This is a genomic window from Rhodococcus sp. 852002-51564_SCH6189132-a (assembly GCF_001665495.1).
GTDB lineage: Bacteria > Actinomycetota > Actinomycetes > Mycobacteriales > Mycobacteriaceae > Rhodococcus > Rhodococcus pyridinivorans.
Window position 1 is genome coordinate 145493 of record NZ_LZMJ01000013.1, and the last position, 13820, is coordinate 159312.

At 67.5% G+C, this 13820-nt stretch carries 15 protein-coding genes; 5 read left to right on the plus strand and 10 right to left on the minus strand.

Annotated elements, in window-relative coordinates:
* Window positions 1-23: 23 nt before the first annotated feature.
* Window positions 24-587 carry a PaaI family thioesterase gene (locus A5767_RS02650; RefSeq protein ID WP_006550489.1) on the minus strand — a complete coding sequence of 188 codons (564 nt, stop codon included), beginning with the start codon at window positions 585-587 and terminating at the stop codon, window positions 24-26.
* A gap of 93 nt (window positions 588-680) precedes the next feature.
* Here A5767_RS02650 and disA point away from each other — a divergent pair, with 93 nt between their 5' ends.
* A complete protein-coding gene (disA, locus tag A5767_RS02655; RefSeq protein ID WP_006550490.1) occupies window positions 681-1763 on the plus strand; it encodes a DNA integrity scanning diadenylate cyclase DisA in 1083 nt (360 codons plus the stop codon).
* Window positions 1764-1786: 23 nt separating this feature from the next.
* On the opposite strand, the gene A5767_RS02660 is transcribed toward disA, so the two are convergent.
* Together A5767_RS02660 and A5767_RS02665 are read right to left on the minus strand one after the other, a co-directional pair.
* On the minus strand, window positions 1787-2533 hold the full coding sequence (locus tag A5767_RS02660; RefSeq protein ID WP_006550491.1) for a hypothetical protein: 747 nt from the start codon (window positions 2531-2533) through the stop codon (window positions 1787-1789).
* Between the two features lie 101 nt (window positions 2534-2634).
* On the minus strand, window positions 2635-3264 hold the full coding sequence (locus tag A5767_RS02665) for a carbonic anhydrase (protein ID WP_019290184.1): 630 nt from the start codon (window positions 3262-3264) through the stop codon (window positions 2635-2637).
* A gap of 93 nt (window positions 3265-3357) precedes the next feature.
* Here A5767_RS02665 and A5767_RS02670 point away from each other — a divergent pair, with 93 nt between their 5' ends.
* Window positions 3358-4242 (plus strand): A/G-specific adenine glycosylase, encoded by an 885-nt coding sequence (locus A5767_RS02670; RefSeq protein WP_019290185.1) that lies wholly within the window; start codon window positions 3358-3360, stop codon window positions 4240-4242.
* 45 nt (window positions 4243-4287) lie between these two features.
* Here A5767_RS02670 and A5767_RS02675 read toward each other — a convergent pair whose 3' ends face one another.
* Window positions 4288-5046: an alpha/beta fold hydrolase gene (locus tag A5767_RS02675; protein WP_006550494.1), complete on the minus strand. Its 759-nt coding sequence runs from the start codon at window positions 5044-5046 to the stop codon at window positions 4288-4290.
* Window positions 5047-5079: 33 nt separating this feature from the next.
* Here A5767_RS02675 and A5767_RS02680 point away from each other — a divergent pair, with 33 nt between their 5' ends.
* Window positions 5080-5385 carry an antibiotic biosynthesis monooxygenase family protein gene (locus tag A5767_RS02680; RefSeq protein WP_006550495.1) on the plus strand — a complete coding sequence of 102 codons (306 nt, stop codon included), beginning with the start codon at window positions 5080-5082 and terminating at the stop codon, window positions 5383-5385.
* Between the two features lies 1 nt (window position 5386).
* Window positions 5387-5917: a DUF1990 family protein gene (locus tag A5767_RS02685; RefSeq protein WP_006550496.1), complete on the plus strand. Its 531-nt coding sequence runs from the start codon at window positions 5387-5389 to the stop codon at window positions 5915-5917.
* Here the strand turns inward: A5767_RS02685 and A5767_RS02690 are convergent.
* The 3 genes from A5767_RS02690 to A5767_RS02705 all read right to left on the minus strand — a co-directional run bounded on the left by A5767_RS02690 (window position 5907) and on the right by A5767_RS02705 (window position 7809).
* Window positions 5907-6593 carry a DsbA family oxidoreductase gene (locus A5767_RS02690; protein ID WP_064851581.1) on the minus strand — a complete coding sequence of 229 codons (687 nt, stop codon included), beginning with the start codon at window positions 6591-6593 and terminating at the stop codon, window positions 5907-5909. The two genes, A5767_RS02685 and A5767_RS02690, sit on opposite strands and share 11 nt — an antisense overlap.
* A 59-nt stretch (window positions 6594-6652) precedes the next feature.
* The gene (locus A5767_RS02695; RefSeq protein ID WP_064851582.1) at window positions 6653-7093 is read right to left on the minus strand and encodes an OsmC family protein; all 441 of its coding nucleotides are present in this window, start codon (window positions 7091-7093) and stop codon (window positions 6653-6655) included.
* Window positions 7094-7380: 287 nt separating this feature from the next.
* Window positions 7381-7809: a hypothetical protein gene (locus A5767_RS02705; RefSeq protein ID WP_019290190.1), complete on the minus strand. Its 429-nt coding sequence runs from the start codon at window positions 7807-7809 to the stop codon at window positions 7381-7383.
* A 119-nt stretch (window positions 7810-7928) separates the two neighbouring features.
* Between A5767_RS02705 and A5767_RS02710 the strand changes: the two genes are divergently transcribed.
* Window positions 7929-8555 (plus strand): TetR/AcrR family transcriptional regulator, encoded by a 627-nt coding sequence (locus A5767_RS02710; RefSeq protein WP_024102849.1) that lies wholly within the window; start codon window positions 7929-7931, stop codon window positions 8553-8555.
* A gap of 62 nt (window positions 8556-8617) precedes the next feature.
* Here the strand turns inward: A5767_RS02710 and A5767_RS02715 are convergent, their stop codons facing one another.
* The 3 genes from A5767_RS02715 to A5767_RS02725 all read right to left on the minus strand — a co-directional run bounded on the left by A5767_RS02715 (window position 8618) and on the right by A5767_RS02725 (window position 13687).
* Complete coding sequence (locus A5767_RS02715) at window positions 8618-9262, minus strand: MBL fold metallo-hydrolase (protein WP_064851583.1); 645 nt, start codon at window positions 9260-9262, stop codon at window positions 8618-8620.
* Between the two features lie 180 nt (window positions 9263-9442).
* A complete protein-coding gene (locus A5767_RS02720) occupies window positions 9443-11986 on the minus strand; it encodes an ATP-dependent Clp protease ATP-binding subunit (protein ID WP_064851584.1) in 2544 nt (847 codons plus the stop codon).
* A gap of 270 nt (window positions 11987-12256) precedes the next feature.
* Entirely contained in the window at window positions 12257-13687 is a 1431-nt protein-coding gene (locus tag A5767_RS02725; protein WP_039584532.1) for a phospholipase D-like domain-containing protein, read from the minus strand.
* Between the last annotated feature and the right edge of the window lie 133 nt (window positions 13688-13820).

The window sequence follows — 13820 nt, forward strand, 5'->3', positions numbered from 1 at the left end:
CGAAAACCCGGAGGGCGGAGATGTCAGACGGCGGAGATGTCGTGTTCACTCTGCGGGATGCCGTCGGCGTAGTCGCGGCCCTTCGCGAAGTGCTCGTGCCCGACGACGACGAACAACCCGACCGACGACGCCACCACGACGTCCGGATCGGCCGGCGGACCGGCGACGATGCGCGCCTCCGCACTGGTGTAGACCTTGCGCCGCACCAAGCCGTCGACGCGGGCGCGGAACTCGAGCACCGAGCCCAGGGGGATGGGACGGGCGAAGTCCGTCTCGAAGTGCCCGGTGACGACGGCGGTCCGCAGGGCGGCGTTGCACGCCATTCCCTGGACCTCGTCGAAGGCCGTCATGAGGATGCCGCCGTGGATGAATCCCGGTCCGCCCTGGTAGCGCGTGGCGACGTCGAGACGGCCGAGCACCTCGAGGCCCTCGCCGATCGTGAACTCCATCGCGAGGCCGGAGGGCTGGTCGTCACCACACCCGAAGCACTTGTTCCAATGCTGCGGTACCGGCGCACCCGGGCCGGGATGATCTTCCGGTAGATCGGGAACGACGAGGTCGTCGGGCAAAGTCCAGGTGCTGCGCATAAGCAAGTAATGTAGTTGCGCGGTCGGGGCGCCGATCCACGAGTCCGCGCATTGTGACGACGACCGCAGACCGCACAGGGGAAGGAAGTCCAGATGACCGAGTCGGCGCCGGCATCGACGCTGAGCGACACCATCGCTCGTCTGGCGCCCGGCACCGCGCTACGCGACGGTCTCGAACGCATCCTCCGCGGCCGCACGGGCGGCCTGATCGTCCTCGGTTTCGACGACAAGGTCGCCGAGCTGTGCGACGGCGGTTTCGAACTCGACGTCGAGTTCGCCCCCACCCGACTTCGGGAGCTGTCGAAGATGGACGGCGCCGTGGTCGTGTCCACCGACGGTTCGCGCATCGTGCGTGCCAACGTGCAACTCGTGCCCGATCCGAGCATCCCCACCGTGGAGTCCGGCACCCGGCACCGCGCCGCGGAACGCACCGCAATCCAGACCGGATATCCGGTGGTTTCGGTCAGCCAGTCGATGAGCATCGTCAGCGTGTACGTCGACGGTCGCCGCCACGTCATCAACGACTCCGCGACCATCCTGTCCCGGGCCAACCAGGCCGTCGCGACACTCGAGCGCTACAAGGCCCGCCTCGACGAGGTGACCCGGCAGTTGTCCGTGGTCGAGATCGAGGACATCGTCACGCTGCGCGACGCGCTCACCGTGGCGCAGCGGCTCGAGATGATGCACCGCCTGTCCGTGGAGATCGAGCAGGACGTGCTCGAACTCGGGACCGACGGTCGCCAGCTGGCCCTCCAGCTCGAAGAACTCGTCGGCGACAACCAGCTCGCCCGGCAGCTCATCGTGCGGGACTATCTTGCGGGCGAGCACGTCCCCACCCAGCAGGAGGTCGAGCAGGCGCTCGAGCGTCTCGCACACCTGACCGACGTCGACCTGCTCGACCTGACGAGCCTCGCCCGCGCCTTCGGCTATTCGGGCACCATCGAGGCCCTCGACACCTCGATGAGTCCCCGCGGTTATCGCGTGCTCCATCGGGTGCCGCGCCTGCAGGCCCGGCAGATCAACCGGCTCGTAGGTGCGTTCGGCACACTGCAGGGCCTGCTCGCGGCCACCGCTGCCGATCTGCAGGCGGTCGACGGGGTCGGCGCCCTGTGGGCCCGGTACATCCGCGAGGGACTGTCGCGGCTCGCCGAAGCCGCGATCAACCACTACGACTGAACAACTACCGGACGAGCAGCAGGTCAGGGCGTGATGTTGAACGGCTCGGGCGCGCTGCGCAGGCCGCCGAGCTGCCCGACCACGGTGTACGCGCCGGGACCGACCGGTTCGCGCGGCGCCTGGCAGCCGGGCTCGGAGGTCGTCGCCGACCACTTGACGGAATAGGCGGCCTGGTCGCCCGGAGCGAGCGACCGGATGTCGGCGGTCGATTCGGGGAAGCAGTCGGTGTTCGCCCAGAGTCGCTCGTTGCCGTCGAGGCTGTAGACGAGCACCTGCTGAAGGCCCGCACCGAGGTCGCGTTCGCACTGCGACGTGCCGATGTTGGTGATGACGATCGTGAAATCGGGTTCGGAACCGACCCTGTAGTTCGGCTCGTCCGCCGTCACCCGCACGGCGAGCGACTGATCGGAGCACTGCCCCGGCGGAACCGGAGCAGCGGAGGTGGTGGCGGACGTGGACGTGTTGTCCTCGTCGTCCGCGTCCTCCGAGGCCGAATCCCCTGCACTACGCGTCCCGGACGAACCCGAGGATCCACCGCTCCGGGTGGTGCTCGCGGACGCCGCGTCGGCGGACGCATCGGCCGCCGTCGTGGTGGCGGAGGTCGTCACCTCCGCTGCTGCGGGTTCGGGATTCTGATCGGGGTCGTCGCCGCCGGTCAGCGCCACTACGAGCCAGATGACCAGAGCCAGCACGACCACCGAGACTCCGATCGCGAGAATGCGTCGTCGCCAGTAGATCTCGGGGGGCAGAGGACCGGTCGGTTCAAGCACGCCCCCCACGGTATGTGCCACAGGCTGCGCACGGCTACACCGCCGTCGGCGTGTCGCTGTGACCTGCAGTCACATCGTTGTGACCGCAGGTGCACCCGTCTTCAGTTGTCGGAGACCTCGCCGATGTCTCCGAAGTGGCCCCGCAGACTCACCTTGCCGTCCTCGAGCTTGTAGGTGACGCCCACGATGGCGCAGCGGCCGTCGGCGATGCGGTCGGCGATGATCCGCGAACGATCCGTGAGCAGCTTGCCCGTCTCGACGACGTGGCGCCCCTCGAGTTCGTCGACGGTGGACAGACCCTCGGCCCTGCCCATCAGGATCGAGGGAGCGACACGCTCGACGAGGCTGCGGATGTGGCCGCCCGGCACCGTGCCCTTGTCGAGGGCATCGATGGTCGCCGCCACGGCACCACAGCTGTCGTGACCGAGGATGACGATGAGCGGAACGTTGAGGATGTCGACTGCGTACTCGATGGAACCGAGGACGGAACTGTCGATGACGTGACCCGCGGTACGGACCACGAACATGTCGCCGAGCCCCTGGTCGAAGATGATCTCTGCGGCGACGCGGGAGTCTCCGCAGCCGAACAGCACGGCGGTGGGGTGCTGGCCGTTGACGAGTTCGGCGCGACGATCGATTCCCTGGCTCGGGTGCAGCGGCGTGTCGCTGACGAAACGATGATTACCCTCGGTCAGGGCTTTCCAGGCGGAGATGGGATTGGAGTTCGGCATGCGTACATTATTCACCTGCGCACATGTCCGATTTCGTTCGACATCTCCTCAGCGGATCCCCACACCCGACCCCGTGACCGGAGGAGACCCGAGATGTCCGTGGACGCACCGTCGTTGCTGCGCTGGTATGCCGCGCAGGCGCGCGACCTGCCGTGGCGCCGCGACGGGGTGACGGGCTGGCAGATCCTCATGTCCGAGGTCATGCTGCAGCAGACGCCGGTCGCCCGAGTCGCTCCGATCTGGGAGGAGTGGGTGCGGCGCTGGCCCGTGCCGTCCGCGATGGCCGCCTCGAGCCAGGCCGAGGTGCTGCGGGCGTGGGGCAAGCTCGGCTATCCGCGCCGCGCGCTGCGCCTGCACGAGTGCGCCGGCGTACTCGCCGCCGAGCACGACGACCGGGTTCCCGAGGACGTCGACGTCCTGCTGACCCTGCCCGGCGTCGGCGCCTACACCGCCCGCGCCGTGGCGTGCTTCGCATACGGACAGCGTGTGCCGGTGGTGGACACGAACGTGCGTCGTGTCGTCGCCCGCGCCGTCCACGGTCGGGCGGAGCCAGGAAACCCTTCGACCACAAGGGATCTCGCCGACGTCGAGGCTATCCTTCCGCGTCAGCGTTCACGTGCGGCGACCTTCTCCGCGGCGCTGATGGAACTCGGTGCGACCGTGTGCACCGCTCGCACGCCCGACTGCGGACGCTGCCCGCTGCCCGAGTGCGCATGGGTACAGGCCGGGCGGCCCGCCCACGACGGACCACCCCGGAAGGTGCAGAAGTTCGCCGGCACCGACCGGCAGGTGCGCGGCCGGTTGATGGCGGTGCTGCGCGAGAGCAGCGTCCCGGTGGAGCGTCCCGTCCTCGACAGCGTATGGACCACGGATCCGGGCCAGCGCGACCGCGCCCTGCACTCACTGCTCGTGGACGGTCTCGTCGAGCAGACCGACGACGGCCGTTTCGCGCTCGCCGGCGAGGGATCGACGTCCTAGATCCGGCTTACCGACAGTGCTACTCGAGTCGGCTCGCCGACAGTGCTACTCGAGTCGGCTCGCCGACAGTGCGTGCGCGGTGAGGAAGTGTTCCACTGCGGTGCGGAACTCGTCGGGCCGGTCGTCGTGCACGAGATGCCCGGCGCCGTCGACGAGGACGTGGTCGGTGCCGGGTCGCGTCACCATCCGCCGCATCTGCCCCTCGGGGGTGATGGTGAACTCGCCTTCGAGCAGCAGCGCGGGCACGCGGATCGAGTTCCACTCGTCCCAGAAGTGCCGCGACCCCCACTCTTCCGAGATGTCGCGGAAGGTCTCGACCTCGCCGTGCAGATACCAGCCGTCATCGCGGCGGACGAACGAGTCGAGGAAGTAGCGACCCGCGACGGGCCCGAAGAAGTCGAACACCGCATCCCCGGTGGGGAACGGTTGCGGCCACTGCGCGATCATCGCCGCCCAGTTCGCGGCCGTGCGTCCCCGGAAGTCGGGCGCCATGTCCTCGAGCACCAGCGCGGTGACCCGCTCGGGATGGGTCGCAGCGAAGCACCACGCGTGCAGGGCACCCATCGAATGCCCGATCACGACGAGCGGTTCGGTGATCCCGGTGAGATGGGTTTCGAGATCGGCGACGAACGCCTCGGTGGTGAGTTCGTCGGGAGCGGGACGACCGTGACCAGCGGCGTCGAAGGTGTACACGTGTCCGTGTTCGCGCAGCCACGGCACGTGACGACGCCACGTGCGGGCGCTGCCCATGAGACCGTGCAACAGCAGGATGGGTCGTCCGGTTCCGCCCTCGTCGTGCAACACAATCGACCAAGTTAGCGGAGTAGGCTCTCGCGCATGGCAGTCGTGAAGATCAACGCAATCGAAGTTCCCGAAGGCGCCGGCCCCGAGCTGGAGAAGCGATTCGCCAATCGGGCGCACACCGTCGACAACTCCCCCGGCTTCCTGGGCTTCCAGCTGCTCCGCCCCACCGCAGGCGAGAACCGGTACTTCGTGGTGACTCAGTGGGAGTCCGAGGAGGACTTCGCCGCGTGGCGCGACGGCGACGCACGTGCTGCCCACGCGGGTGAGGCGAAGAAGCCCGTCGCGACCGGCGCATCGCTGCTCGAGTTCGAGGTCGTCCTCGACGTCAAGAAGTCCTGAGATGTCCGCGTCCGGCGGGTCCGGGCGTGAGTTCACCTATGCGGAGGTGGGAGCGAGCCTGCGTGCCTTCCGGGACGAGGCACCGCTCCCCTCCGGTTATCGACATCTGAGGGTCGAGAGCGAACTGGGCCGCGGCGACACCGTGTTCGAGGTCGCCGCTGCCCAGTTGTTCTCGTGGGACATGCACCGCGGCGCGGGCATACGGATCCCGCCCGGCACGCCCCTCGCAGTACCCGGCGTCGAAGTGGATCTCGGCTTCGGTCTCGGACCGGTGCGCGCGTCGGCGCGGTGCCGCGTGATCGAGATCGTCGACACCCCGGACATACGCGGGTTCACCTACGGCACACTCCCCGGTCATCCCGCCAGCGGCGAGGAGACCTTCGTCGTCGAGCGCACCGTGGACGGACGGGTGCGGGGAACGGTGCTCGCGTTCTCCCGCCCCGCCCGCTGGTACACGAAGCTGGCCGGTCCCGTCGGGCACCTGCTCCAGCAGCAGATCGCGCGACGTTATCTCGCGGCACTCACAGCTTGACCGTCACATCGTCGACGGCCCTGCGCAGGAACTGACGGAAGACGTCCACAGGCTGCGCACCCGACACCGCGACGGCGCGGTTGGCCACGAAGAACGGCACCCCCTGCACGCCGATCCGTCGCGCGTCGAAGAGATCGGCGGTCACGGCGTCGGCCGCCGCTTCACCGGCGGGATCGTCGCCGTCGAGCGCCGCGCGCGTCGACTCCGGATCGAGCCCGACCTCGGCGGCGACCTTCACGAGGACATCCGCATCGTCGATCACCTCGCCGTCGACGAAATGCGCACGGAACAACGCTTCGAGCACCTCGTCGCGCTTGTCGCCCGCCAGATGCACGAGTCGGTGCGCATCGAAGGTGTTGGCGGCGACGACGTTGTCGAAGTCGATCTCGAGTCCAACGTCGGCAGCGGTGTCCGAGACCTGCGCGAACATTTGCCTGACCTGCTCGGCCGGCATCCCCTTCATCGCGACGAGCGCCTCCACCTCGGGGACCCGTCGCCCGACCGGCGTGTCGGGCGAGAGCTGGTACGACCTCCAGGTGACCTCGATCCGGTCGCGGTCGTCGAAGGACTCGAGGGCCTCCGCGAAGCGCCGCTTGCCGATGTAGCACCAGGGGCAGGCGATGTCGGACCAGATCTCGATGTGAGCGGTGGGGAGAAGTACGTCAGGCATGCTCATATTCGATTACAACCCGGCCCTGACGTGCTCTGTTCCCGGCCGATCGGTCCACGAACCCGTCAGCTCTCGAGCGCGGCGTCCAGGGAGATCTCGACGCCGGTGAGTGCCTTGCTCACAGGGCATCCGGCCTTCGCGTCCTCCGCGGCCTTGACGAAGCCGTCGGCGTCGAGGCCGTCGACCTCGCCCCGCACCTTCAACCGGATTCCGGTGAGTCGAAATCCGCCCGCCGGATCGGGCCCCAGCGAGACGTCGGCGGTGACCTCGAGGCTCTGCGGCGTGCCGCCCGCCTCCGCGATCAGCGCGGACAACTGCATCGCGAAGCACGACGCGTGTGCGGCGGCGATGAGCTCCTCGGGGCTGGTGGTGCCGTCCGCGTTCTCCGCCGAGCGTTTCGGGAACGACACGTCGAACGTGCCACGGCCCGAGCTGGTGAGCTCCACCTGACCGGAGCCCTTCTGCAGATCCCCGTTCCATGCGGTCCGTGCGGTACGAGTGGGCATGACCTCTCCTTCTCTGGGTGCGACAGTGCTTCACGAAGACAGTGCTTCACGAACCACACTTGCAGAGTCGTCGTGGTGGCGAGGGCCGTTCGCGCCAGAGCGTTCCTGATGTCCGGATCAGGCCGATCGCGCCCTGAGTTCGCGGTCGCGCTCACGGATCGACTGCACGGCTCCGTCCCGTTCGTAAGGCCGCACCTCGAGCCGCCGCTTCACCTCTGCGATCTCCCGCATACGCTCGGCGTGACCCCGCCGGGCGGCGCGTCCGGCGCCTCCGGGCACCAGGACATTCAGGTCGCGTAGGAGGTTGCGCGCGAACCACACCGGGTGCTCATCGGCATCCGCACGATCGCCCGCGCGGCGAGATCGAGCTTGTCGTAATCGACCCGGAACGGCACGCCGTCGAGGGTGGCGATGAACGCTGCCATCTCGGGCGCGGAATCGTCCACGGTCTCGATGCCGTGTTCGAGTGCCTGTTCGAACTGCGTGCGGATGCGGAGCCGGTCGCGGCGTATCGCGGCGACCAGATCGTCGGCCACGGGATCGCAGGTGTGCGCGAACTTGGCGAATGCCCGGGACTGGGCCCTGGTGGGCCGCACCGAGTCGCCGACGAGCAACGACATCGCCAGACGCGGGCCGCCTTCTCGCAGGATCGGCTTCGGTGCGAGTCGATCGGTTCGGTCGTGCAGGTGGGCAGTCGACGATGCATCGATCGTCACGTTTCCTCCTCGTCCGGATTCGGGGACCGACCATGACGAAGATTCCACAATTAGTACACACTTAATTCCGGAATTGGTCGATTCCGGAAGTCTGGTCGTGTTGTGCCACACTCGACGATGTGTCCGAGCCCGAAGCCACCCGCGCGTATCGCGGCGTCGCCCCGGCCGACCGGCGCGCCGAACGCCGCAAGCGTCTCCAGAACGCGGTGATCGACGTCGTCGCCGACGAGGGCTGGTCGGCGACGACGGTACGGAAGGTCGCGGCCACCGCGGGAGTCGGCCCCCGCTTCTTCTACGAGAGCTTCACCGACATGACCGACCTCGTCACCACCGCCTACGACGAGCTCGGCGCGACCCTGCTCGAACGCGCCGTCGACGCCATCGCGGCGGCCCCCGACGAGCTGCACGCCAAGGCACGCGCCGCGGTGGGAGCGATCGTCGGCGCCGTCGAACGCAACCCCCAGCAGGGTCGCTTCCTCATCTCCGACGCGCCCCCGCTCGCCGAGCGGAAGAGCGCGTTCATCCGGTCCGCCGCCGACGAACTCGCCAAGCAGAGCGACGCGGTGGGCACCCGCCTCGACTCCCGGCAGGCCGAACTGCGTGCGGTGGTCGTCATGGCCGGCGCCGTCGAGCTCGTCCGCGGCTGGCTCGACGGCACGCTCGACATCCGTCCCGACGAACTCACCGAGATCGTCGCCAGCACCCTGTCGACACTCACCGCGCACATGCCGACCATCGGCAGATAAGCAGGCGGCAAGGTCGGCCGCGACCCGCGGAAGGGCAGATCGGCCGGAAAGAAGATCTCTGCTCAGCCCTGCCCCGCGGCAGACAACCCGCTCAGAGCCTGGTCGACGTGGGCGGGCCACTCCCGGGCGTCGATCCGATGCACGCCCGCCTCCCCCGCGAACGCACTCGAGACCACCACATCGGGTTCCGTCTTCGCCAGCAGGCGCAGACTGTCGGCGAGCACACGGGCGTCGCTCATCCCCTCGATGTAGCCGGCCCGCCACGTCCCCGAAGCACCGCGATACAGCGTGTCGCCGGTGAACAGGTAGCGGGTCCCGTCCGCGCCGGGCACCAGATAGCAGGTGCTGCCCACCGTGTGCCCGGGTGTCGGAACGATCTCCACCCCGTTGTCGTCCACATGACGTTCCGTCAGCGGGACGTCGATGCGGGCGTGCCGGCCGACCACGTCGGCCTCCGCCGCTGCCACGTGGAGTCTCGGCCCGAAGCGCTCGGCGATCCTGCCGAGCATCGGACCGGCCTCGTCCTGGTGGGACAGGTACTGGTCGGTGATCCCCCCGAGGCGGTCCAGTTCGTCGAAATCGGCCTCACCCGCGACCGAGTAGAAGAGCACGTTGTTCGTCCCGGTCCACAGATAGGCATGCGTCCTCAGCCCCGGGAACGGATTGTCCTCCTGCGTCTCCCACAGATCGGGCAGTACTTGCCGCATCGCGATACCTCCTGGTCGTCGTCCGTTCACCACCCCACCGTGCAACCTCGAGCCGACTGAAGGTCAAGTGCGTCGGACGACGAGAGGGGCGACACCCTCTCGGGTGCCGCCCCTCTCGGTACAGCAGGTGCCTGCATTCACAGGCTGCAACACGTGCCTGTATTCACACGCGTCGAGCGGTTATCCGGCTTCGGACTCACCCTCGCTGGACTTCGCCAGCGCGACCGCCGGGGTGTCCGGGACCTCGGCCGGCTTCTCGCTCGGCGTGAACGTGAACTTCGCGTTCTCGCCCGCACCCTCGCCGTCCCAGCCCTCGACGTCGACGAGGACGATCTGGCCTGCGCCGATCTCGCCGAACAGGATCTTCTCGGAGAGCTGATCCTCGATCTCGCGCTGGATCGTGCGACGCAGCGGACGTGCGCCGAGCACCGGGTCGAAGCCGCGCTTGGCGAGCAGCGACTTCGCCTTCTCGGTGAGCTCGATACCCATGTCCTTGTTCTTCAGCTGCGTCTCCACACGTCCGACCATGAGGTCGACCATCTGGATGATCTGATCCTGCGTGAGCTGATGGAAGACGATGATGTCGTCGATACGGTTGAGGAACTCGGGCCGGAAGTGCTTCTTCAGCTCGTCGTGGACCTTGTTCTTCATCCGCTCGTAGTTCGACGCCTCGCCCGTTCCGGCCGAGAAGCCGAGCCCGACGGCCTTCGAGATGTCGGCGGTGCCCAGGTTCGACGTGAAGATCAGCACGGTGTTCTTGAAGTCGACCGTGCGTCCCTGACCGTCGGTGAGGCGACCGTCCTCGAGGACCTGCAGGAGGGTGTTGTAGATCTCCTGGTGGGCCTTCTCGATCTCGTCGAACAGAACCACGGAGAACGGCTTGCGGCGCACCTTCTCGGTGAGCTGGCCGCCCTCTTCGTATCCGACGTAGCCGGGAGGTGCACCGAACAGGCGCGACGCGGTGAAGCGGTCGTGGAACTCGCCCATGTCGATCTGGATGAGCGCGTCGTCCTCGCCGAACAGGAAGTTCGCGAGGGCCTTGGACAGCTCCGTCTTACCCACACCGGACGGACCGGCGAAGATGAACGAACCGGACGGACGCTTCGGGTCCTTCAGGCCGGCACGCGTACGACGGATCGCCTTGGCGACGGCCTTGACGGCGTCCTCCTGGCCGATGATCCGCTTGTGCAGCTCCTCCTCCATGCGGAGCAGACGCGTGGTCTCCTCCTCGGTGAGCTTGAACACCGGGATACCGGTCCAGTTGGCGAGGACCTCGGCGATCTGCTCCTCGTCGACCTCGGCGATGACGTCGAGATCGCCCGCACGCCACTGCTTCTCGCGCTCGGCACGCTGCGCGACGAGCTGCTTCTCCTTGTCGCGCAGGCTCGCGGCCTTCTCGAAGTCCTGCGCGTCGATCGCCGACTCCTTCTCGCGACGGGCATCGGCGATCTTGTCGTCGAACTCGCGCAGGTCCGGCGGCGCGGTCATGCGACGGATGCGCATGCGGGCGCCGGCCTCGTCGATGAGGTCGATCGCCTTGTCCGGCAGGAAGCGGTCGTTGATGTAGCGGTCGGCGAGAGTTGCCGACGCGACGAGCGCCTTGTCGGTGATCGAGACGCGGTGGTGCGCCTCGTAGCGGTCGCGCAGACCCTTGAGGATCTCGATGGTGTGCTCCACCGTCGGCTCCCCGACCTGCACCGGCTGGAAGCGGCGCTCGAGAGCGGCGTCCTTCTCGATGTACTTGCGGTACTCGTCGAGGGTCGTCGCACCGATGGTCTGCAGCTCACCGCGGGCGAGCTTGGGCTTGAGGATCGACGCGGCGTCGATCGCGCCCTCGGCAGCACCGGCACCGACGAGCGTGTGCAGCTCGTCGATGAACAGGATGATGTCGCCGCGGCTGTTGATCTCCTTGAGGACCTTCTTCAGGCGTTCCTCGAAATCGCCGCGGTAACGGCTGCCGGCGACGAGCGAGCCCAGGTCGAGCGTGTAGAGCTGCTTGTCCTTGAGGGTCTCGGGGACTTCACCGTTGACGATGGCCTGCGCGAGACCCTCGACGACGGCGGTCTTGCCGACACCCGGCTCGCCGATGAGCACCGGGTTGTTCTTCGTACGACGCGACAGCACCTGCATGACGCGCTCGATCTCCTTCGCCCGGCCGATGACCGGGTCGAGCTTGCCTTCGAGAGCTGCCTGCGTGAGGTTGCGGCCGAACTGGTCCAGGACGAGCGACGTGGACGGAGTGCCGGTCTCGCCACGGCTCGTGCCGGATTCTGCGGGCTCCTTGCCCTGGTAACCGGACAGCAGCTGGATGACCTGCTGACGCACCCGGTTGAGGTCGGCGCCGAGCTTGACGAGCACCTGCGCCGCCACGCCCTCACCCTCGCGGATGAGACCGAGCAGGATGTGTTCGGTACCGATGTAGTTGTGTCCGAGCTGGAGCGCTTCGCGAAGGCTCAGCTCGAGGACCTTCTTGGCACGAGGAGTGAAGGGAATGTGCCCCGAGGGCGCCTGCTGACCCTGGCCGATGATCTCTTCGACCTGGCTGCGCACACCTTCGAGGGAGATACCCAACGACTCGAGCGACTTCGCCGCCACACCCTCACCCTCGTGGATGAGGCCGAGGAGGATGTGCTCCGTGCCGATGTAGTTGTGGTTGAGCATCCTGGCCTCTTCTTGAGCCAGGACAACGACGCGCCGCGCGCGATCGGTGAACCTTTCGAACATCGCACTCCCTCACACTCTCCGGCCGCCGGTCCGGTACGCCGATCGTCCCGCACCCTGCTGCCGCTCTTAAGCTCCGGCACTCGAGTCGTTCGTCGGAACCTTTCAGAGGTTCCAAGCTCCCACTCCACACTCTAGTGGCCGTGGTATCGACTCGCTTTCCCTCTACCCTTCGGAAGGCGGCGAGAAAACCCGGTTTCAGAAGTCAACGCTGCACGTGGCGGATACGTTTCCGCAAGCTGTACGCCACAAGCGAACAGAGGCTGTGGGGGATCAACGGGCGAAGAATCGCTCGATCCTGCGTCCGAAGCTCCGCGAGGCGCGTTCGGGATCGGCCAGAGCACTTTCTGCGAGGACACTGTCCTCGTCCGACACCGTACCCGGTTCGAACGGCCGCAGCGAACGTCCCGGACCGCGCAACCGTTCGATGGCGGAGATGAGCGAACCACCGTCCTTCGTGGCCTCCGCGATCACCTCGGGGTCGACGTCGAGATGTTCCGCCACCAGGATGTTGCGCAGCTCGACGGCGGCGCGGCCGACCGCGTCCCCGGGTTCGGCGGACTCGATGGCCAGGTCGCATTCGGTGTCGAAGCCCATCGAACGGTTGTTCAGGTTCGACGACCCGATCCGCAGCAACGTCTCGTCCATGACGACGACCTTCGCGTGCACGTAGATCGGCTCCCCGCCGGCGGTGACGGGATAGTAGGCGGCGAAACGGCCGTGCACGTCGGCCTCCCACAGCATGTGCAGCAGGGCCCGCCGGGCACCGTCCATGGCCTTGCGTTCGAGCCAGCCGTCGGCGTTGCGTGGGATCACCACCACGATCTCGGGGCCGTCCGGTTCCTGCAGTCGCTCGGCGAGAGCCTCCGCGATCCTGCGCGAAGCGAGGTACTGGCTCTCGAGGTAGAGAGTGTGCCGCGCCTTCTCGATCACCGACAGGTACAGCGCCTCGATCTCGTGGACGCCGTCCTTCCCGTCGTAGGCGGGCAGCGTGCGCGCGATGCCCACGTCCACACCGCGGAGGGTCGGCTCGAGATCGTCGGGCCAGATCGGCTCCGGCTCCGGCACGGGATCGAGCTCCTCCCCCGTGGCCGCCTTCCACCGGGCGCGGGCCTGGTCACCGAGGGCCCGCGCGGCGTCGCCGTCGACGGCGGTCGTCACGTCGTGCCACGGTCCGTAGCGTTTACCGCTCGGCTCCCGCCGGTATTTGCTCCGGTCCGGATGATCCGGGGTGTCCCAGCGGTCGACGGTCATATCGATACCGCCACAGAAAGCGATGCTGTCGTCGACGACGAGAATTTTCTGATGGTGCGCAGCGCCCACGGGATGCGCCCCGTCGATTTCGAAGTGCAGGCTCGGGTCGGTGAGCCAATCGAGCACGAACACCGGCGTCATTCCGCGTGCGAGGGCACTGAACGCACCGATGTTCCACTTGAGCAGATAAATATCGAGACCGGGTCGACGTTCGGGAAGCCATTCGAGGAATTCACCGAGTTTGTTCGGTCCCTCGAGAGTTGCACCCTCGGGTTCGAACTTGATCCGGGTGTCGAAATCCCACCCGATCAGCATGATGCGTTTTTCCGCCCGGAGCATCGCCGCCTTGGCGTGACGGAAATAGTCGGCGGCGTCGACTATGCAGGTCAACCTCTCCGCTCGCGCAATTCGCCAGCAGGTGGAACCTGGTTCGAGCACGGTCTCGGCCATGAGCGGATGCTACTCCCCGACCGCATCGTGCCGGGTCGTCCGCACGATCGACGTGTGTGACAGGCGCCACTGTGCCACAACCCAACCCGTCCACCGACGACTGTGGGGCGCCGTCCACTGATGGACGACGCCC

What these genes read in the sequence shown, in the direction of transcription:
- A5767_RS02650 (WP_006550489.1), bottom strand. Translation starts at nt 587, where the DNA reads ATGCGCAGCACCTGGACTTTGCCCGACGACCTCGTCGTTCCCGATCTA.
- disA (WP_006550490.1), top strand. Translation starts at nt 681, where the DNA reads ATGACCGAGTCGGCGCCGGCATCGACGCTGAGCGACACCATCGCTCGT.
- A5767_RS02665 (WP_019290184.1), bottom strand. Translation starts at nt 3,264, where the DNA reads ATGCCGAACTCCAATCCCATCTCCGCCTGGAAAGCCCTGACCGAGGGT.
- A5767_RS02670 (WP_019290185.1), top strand. Translation starts at nt 3,358, where the DNA reads ATGTCCGTGGACGCACCGTCGTTGCTGCGCTGGTATGCCGCGCAGGCG.
- A5767_RS02680 (WP_006550495.1), top strand. Translation starts at nt 5,080, where the DNA reads ATGGCAGTCGTGAAGATCAACGCAATCGAAGTTCCCGAAGGCGCCGGC.
- A5767_RS02685 (WP_006550496.1), top strand. Translation starts at nt 5,387, where the DNA reads ATGTCCGCGTCCGGCGGGTCCGGGCGTGAGTTCACCTATGCGGAGGTG.
- A5767_RS02690 (WP_064851581.1), bottom strand. Translation starts at nt 6,593, where the DNA reads ATGAGCATGCCTGACGTACTTCTCCCCACCGCTCACATCGAGATCTGG.
- A5767_RS02695 (WP_064851582.1), bottom strand. Translation starts at nt 7,093, where the DNA reads ATGCCCACTCGTACCGCACGGACCGCATGGAACGGGGATCTGCAGAAG.
- A5767_RS02715 (WP_064851583.1), bottom strand. Translation starts at nt 9,262, where the DNA reads ATGCGGCAAGTACTGCCCGATCTGTGGGAGACGCAGGAGGACAATCCG.
- A5767_RS02720 (WP_064851584.1), bottom strand. Translation starts at nt 11,986, where the DNA reads ATGTTCGAAAGGTTCACCGATCGCGCGCGGCGCGTCGTTGTCCTGGCT.
- A5767_RS02725 (WP_039584532.1), bottom strand. Translation starts at nt 13,687, where the DNA reads ATGGCCGAGACCGTGCTCGAACCAGGTTCCACCTGCTGGCGAATTGCG.